5 protein-coding genes are annotated in these 4,764 nt (G+C 66.0%); 4 read left to right on the top strand and 1 reads right to left on the bottom strand.

Going from position 1 to position 4,764, the window contains the following annotated elements; translation table 11 throughout:
• The coding region (locus RMO30_RS02215; RefSeq protein ID WP_309708935.1) for an IMP dehydrogenase at positions 1 to 474 on the bottom strand (474 nt) is incomplete at its 3' end.
• A 223-nt stretch (positions 475 to 697) separates the two neighbouring features.
• Here RMO30_RS02215 and RMO30_RS02220 point away from each other — a divergent pair.
• From RMO30_RS02220 to RMO30_RS02235, 4 genes are read left to right on the top strand one after another with little or no spacing between them, the layout of a single operon-like run.
• On the top strand, positions 698 to 2,029 hold the full coding sequence (locus RMO30_RS02220) for a branched-chain amino acid ABC transporter permease (protein ID WP_397427880.1): 1,332 nt from the start codon (positions 698 to 700) through the stop codon (positions 2,027 to 2,029).
• Between the two features lie 3 nt (positions 2,030 to 2,032).
• Positions 2,033 to 3,013 (top strand): branched-chain amino acid ABC transporter permease, encoded by a 981-nt coding sequence (locus tag RMO30_RS02225; protein ID WP_309708940.1) that lies wholly within the window; start codon positions 2,033 to 2,035, stop codon positions 3,011 to 3,013.
• A 49-nt stretch (positions 3,014 to 3,062) separates the two neighbouring features.
• Positions 3,063 to 3,986: an ABC transporter ATP-binding protein gene (locus RMO30_RS02230; protein WP_309708945.1), complete on the top strand. Its 924-nt coding sequence runs from the start codon at positions 3,063 to 3,065 to the stop codon at positions 3,984 to 3,986.
• Positions 3,983 to 4,723: an ABC transporter ATP-binding protein gene (locus RMO30_RS02235; RefSeq protein ID WP_309708942.1), complete on the top strand. Its 741-nt coding sequence runs from the start codon at positions 3,983 to 3,985 to the stop codon at positions 4,721 to 4,723. Before RMO30_RS02230 ends, RMO30_RS02235 begins: the two co-directional genes overlap by 4 nt.
• Positions 4,724 to 4,764: the final 41 nt, after the last annotated feature.

The following is a 4,764-nucleotide window of genomic DNA, read 5'->3' on the forward strand; positions in this document are numbered from 1 at the left end:
GACGTCGCGCACGAGGGTCGTCGATTTCTCGAACGGCGACACGAAACGCATGTCGCGGTTCGTGATGATGCCGACGAGACGCCCGTCGCCTTCGATGACCGGCAGACCCGAAACTCGGAACTGCCCGCACAGCGCGTCGACTTCGGCGACCGTGGCGTCCGGCGTCGTCGTGACCGGGTTGGAGATCATCCCCGACTCGGAGCGCTTCACCTTGTCGACGTGGGTCGCCTGGTCCTCGATCGAGAGGTTGCGGTGCAACACCCCGAGGCCGCCCTGGCGCGCCATCGCGATCGCCATGCGCGACTCGGTGACGGTGTCCATCGCCGACGACAGCAGCGGCGCGTACACGCTGATGCGCCGGGTGAGCCGGGATGCGGTCTCGGCTTCGCTCGGGATGACGTCGGTGTGCCCGGGCAGGAGCATGACGTCGTCGTAGGTGAGTCCGACGAATCCGAAGGGATCAGGCTGGTCCATGGTGTCCTCGCAGAACCGGAGAAATAGGGCAGGATGCGCACCCGGCTCTCGTCGTTGATGCCCGGTACTCGATGTTAACGGCTTGGAGCCCTGCGCATTCCGCCGCATACTGGGCGAACCCGAATGTGTCGCCGAAACAAGAAGGCAACAATCCGGGGATAGCGTCAATGCCGACGCGCGTCCGGCCACGGACAGCGCTGCCGATCTTGGAGGTCACGTGTCCCTGGTCCGATCGGCGACTCCGGCGCATTCGCAGCGCCGCCGTCGCCTCGCGGGTGCCTTCGTCGCGGTGTTGGCCGGCCTCATCGGCCTCCAGCTGCTCGCGCCACTCGCCGCCCATGCCGACGAAGTCGACACCGACAAGTACCCGTACCGCGTCAGCGGCAACGTGCAGCTCGACAACGAACCGCTCGAAGGCGTCGAGCTCAACGTTGAGGGCAACGGCATCGACACCGATGTGGTGACGGATGCCGAGGGCCAGTGGGCCGTCGGTGTCCCGGAGAAAAACGCCGACTACACCGTCACCCTCAACGAAGAGACGCTGCCCGAAGGCATCGCCGTCGTCGAGGAAGGCAATGACACTCCGAACATCAAGGAGGTCACCGTCGGGGCCGGCGGACGCGTCACGGCGAACTACTTCATCGGCGAGGGAACCCGCAACGTCACGGGCTTCTTCGACGTGGTGGTCGAGCGCGTCGTCAACGGACTGAGCTTCGGCTTGATGCTCGCGCTCGCCGCCATCGGGCTCTCGCTGGTGTACGGCACGACGGGCATCTCGAACTTCGCGCACGCCGAGATGGTGACGTTCGGCGCGATCACCTCGTTCCTGTTCGCCAACCTGGCCGGCTGGCCGATCTGGGTCGCCATCCCGATCGCCGTGGTGCTGAGCGCCGCCTTCGGGCTCGGCCTGGATGTCGCCGTCTGGCGTCCACTGCGCCGTAAACGCGTCGGGTTGGTGCAGCTGATGATCGTGAGCATCGGGCTCTCGCTGGCGCTGCGCTACATCTACCAGTTCTTCATCGGCGGCAACACCCAACAGCTTCCGGGGGCGACGGCGACGCCTATCGATCTCTTCGGCTCCGTCTCGATGACGGTGATCGACATGGTGAGCGTCGTGATCAGCATCGTCGCGCTGCTCGCCTTCGCCGCGTGGTTGTTGTTCACCCGAATCGGCAAGGCGACGCGCGCGATCTCCGACAACTCCAGCCTTGCTGAGGCATCCGGTATCGACGTCGACCGGGTCGTGCGCATCGTCTGGGTCATCGCCGGTGGAATGGCCGGGCTCGCCGGAGTGCTGTTCGCCTACTACCGGCCCGGGCTGAAGTGGGACATGGGCAGCGAGATCCTGCTGCTGTTGTTCGCTGCGGTGACACTCGGCGGCCTCGGCACTGCTTTCGGGGCCGCGGTCGGAGCGATCGTGATCGGGCTCGTCGTCGAGGTCTCGACGCTGTGGATTCCGGCGGACCTCCGATTCGCAGCGCCGCTCGTCGTACTCATCATCATCCTGCTATTCCGGCCCCAGGGGATCCTCGGCCGCCGCGAGAGGATCGGATAATCCATGGACTGGCTACAGATCCTCCAAAATTCCGCGTCGACCATCCTCGCGCCGGCGACGATCGCCTACGCGCTGGCGGCCCTCGGTCTCGCCGTGCACTTCGGCTATGCGGGCTTGCTCAACATGGGTATCGCGGGCTTCATGGCCCTCGGTGCGTACGGCTACGCGATCACGATCCTGACGTTCGGGCTGCCCTGGTACGTCGGCATCCTGGTCGGCATCGTCGCCGCGCTGATCTTCGCGCTCATCCTCGGCATCCCGACCCTGCGGCTGCGCGGTGACTACCTGGCGATCGTGACGATCGCGGCGGCCGAAGTGTTGCGGCTGCTGTTCCTCACCTCCGCGTTCGATGAAGTCACCGGCTCGGCCGACGGCTTGAGCGGGTACCACACCGAATTCCGGTCGGCCAACCCGATCCCCCCCGGCTCCTACGGCTTCGGGCCGTGGGTCTACAACGAGATCGGCTGGTGGGTGCGCATTCTGGGCTTCATCGCCCTCGTGCTCGCCGCTCTGGTGGTCTACCGCCTCGTCAACAGTCCCTGGGGGCGCGTCCTCAAGGGAATCCGGGAAGACGAGGATGCCGTGCGTTCGCTCGGCAAGAACGTCTTCGGTTACAAGCTGCAGGCCCTCATGTTGGGCGGCGGAATCGCGGCTCTCGGCGGCATCGTCTACGCGATGGATCGCAACGTGAATTCGGGCGTCTACGTCACGTCCCTCACGTTCTTCGTCTACACCGCGCTGCTGCTCGGCGGCGCGGCGACGGTGTTCGGGCCACTGCTCGGCTCGGTGATCTTCTGGGTGCTGCAGGCGTTCCTGAGCAACCTCATGCCTGCGCTCGTCTCGTCTGGTGTCCTGCCGTTCATGACGACCATCCAGGCCTCGACGGTGCGATTCATCCTCACCGGCATCGCGCTCATGCTGCTCGTGATATTCAGGCCACAGGGCATTCTCGGCAACAAGAAGGAGCTGACCTTTGTCAAGTAACTCCTCGCTCACGCCCCCTGTCGGACGCGTCAAGGCGACCGGGCTCCACATCGGCGACGCCGTTCCCGGGGTTGCGAAGACCGATCCCATCCTCATCGCCGACGGCGTGCGTCGCACCTTCGGCGGCTTGACCGCCGTGGATGTCGACCACCTCGAGATCCCCAAGGGCGCCATCACGGCCCTCATCGGCCCCAACGGTGCCGGTAAGACCACCCTGTTCAACCTGCTCACCGGGTTCGACAAGCCCGACCAGGGCGCGTGGACGTTCGCCGGAAAGTCGATCTCGGGCGTTCCCGCCTTCAAGGTCTCCCGCCTCGGTCAGGTGCGCACCTTCCAGCTCACGAAAGCGCTCGGCCTGCTCACCGTGCTCGACAACATGAAGCTCGGCGCGAAAGGCCAGCGCGGCGAAGGGTTCTTCGCAGCGCTGATTCCCGGTCTCTGGCGTCAACAGGACTCCGACATCGAGGAGCGCGCGCTCGTGCTGCTCGAGAAGTTCAAGCTGGACACCAAGAAAGACGACTACGCTGCGAGCCTCTCCGGCGGCCAGCGGAAGCTGCTCGAAATGGCCCGTGCCCTGATGAGCGAACCGTCGCTCGTCATGCTCGACGAGCCGATGGCCGGGGTCAACCCGGCGCTCACCCAGTCGCTCTTGGAGCACATCCTCGACCTCAAGGATCTCGGGATGACCGTGCTGTTCGTCGAACACGACATGCACGTCGTGCGCCACATCGCCGACTGGGTGGTCGTGATGGCGGAGGGCAAGATCGTCGCGGAAGGCGACCCGGCGAGCGTCATGAAGAACCCCGCGGTCGTCGACGCCTACCTCGGCGCCCACCAGGAACTCGACCTCGGCGTCGTCACCGGGCGGTACCACCCCGACGAAGCCGATCCGACGACCGACGCGAAGGCCTCGGTCTCGGCCGATGCCGACGCGATCGCCGCCGCCGGAGCCAAGGAAGAGGATGCCATGTGAGCGTCAGCACGACCACCGCGACCGTCGTCGAAGTCACCGACGTCGTCGCCGGCTACCTCCCCGGGGTCAACATCCTCAACGGCTGCTCCCTGATCGCCGCGCAGGGCGAGCTGATCGGCATCATCGGCCCGAACGGCGCCGGCAAGTCGACTCTGCTGCGGGCCATCTTCGGCCAGGTCAACGTGCGGAGCGGAACCGTGAAGCTCGAGGGCGAAGACATCACCGGGCTGAAGGCGAACAAGCTCGTCTCGCGCGGTGTCGGTTTCGTGCCGCAGACCAACAACGTGTTTCCTGCGCTCACCATCGAAGAGAACCTCCAGATGGGCCTCTATCAGCGCCCCCAGGCCTACGCCGAGCGACTGGAGTTCGTCACCGGGATCTTCGGCGAACTGGGCAGCCGTCTCAAGCAGCGCGCCGGATCGCTTTCCGGCGGCGAGCGGCAGATGGTCGCGATGGGGCGCGCGCTGATGATGGAGCCGTCGGTGCTGCTCCTGGACGAGCCCTCCGCCGGCCTGTCCCCCGTGCGTCAGGACGAGACGTTCATCCGGACGCGCAAGATCAACAAGGCAGGGGTATCGGTGGTCATCGTCGAGCAGAACGCCCGGCGCTGCCTGCAGGTCTGCCATCGTGGCTACGTGCTCGACCAGGGGCGCAACGCGTACACCGGTACTGGCCGCGAGCTGCTCACCGACCCGAAGGTGATCGAGCTCTACCTGGGCACACTCGCCCGGGTCTGATTCACGGTCTGACGCGGGAGAGCCCGGGCCGCAGCCCGGGC

Source organism: Pseudolysinimonas sp., from assembly GCF_031389465.1.
Taxonomy (GTDB): Bacteria; Actinomycetota; Actinomycetes; order Actinomycetales; family Microbacteriaceae; genus Pseudolysinimonas_A.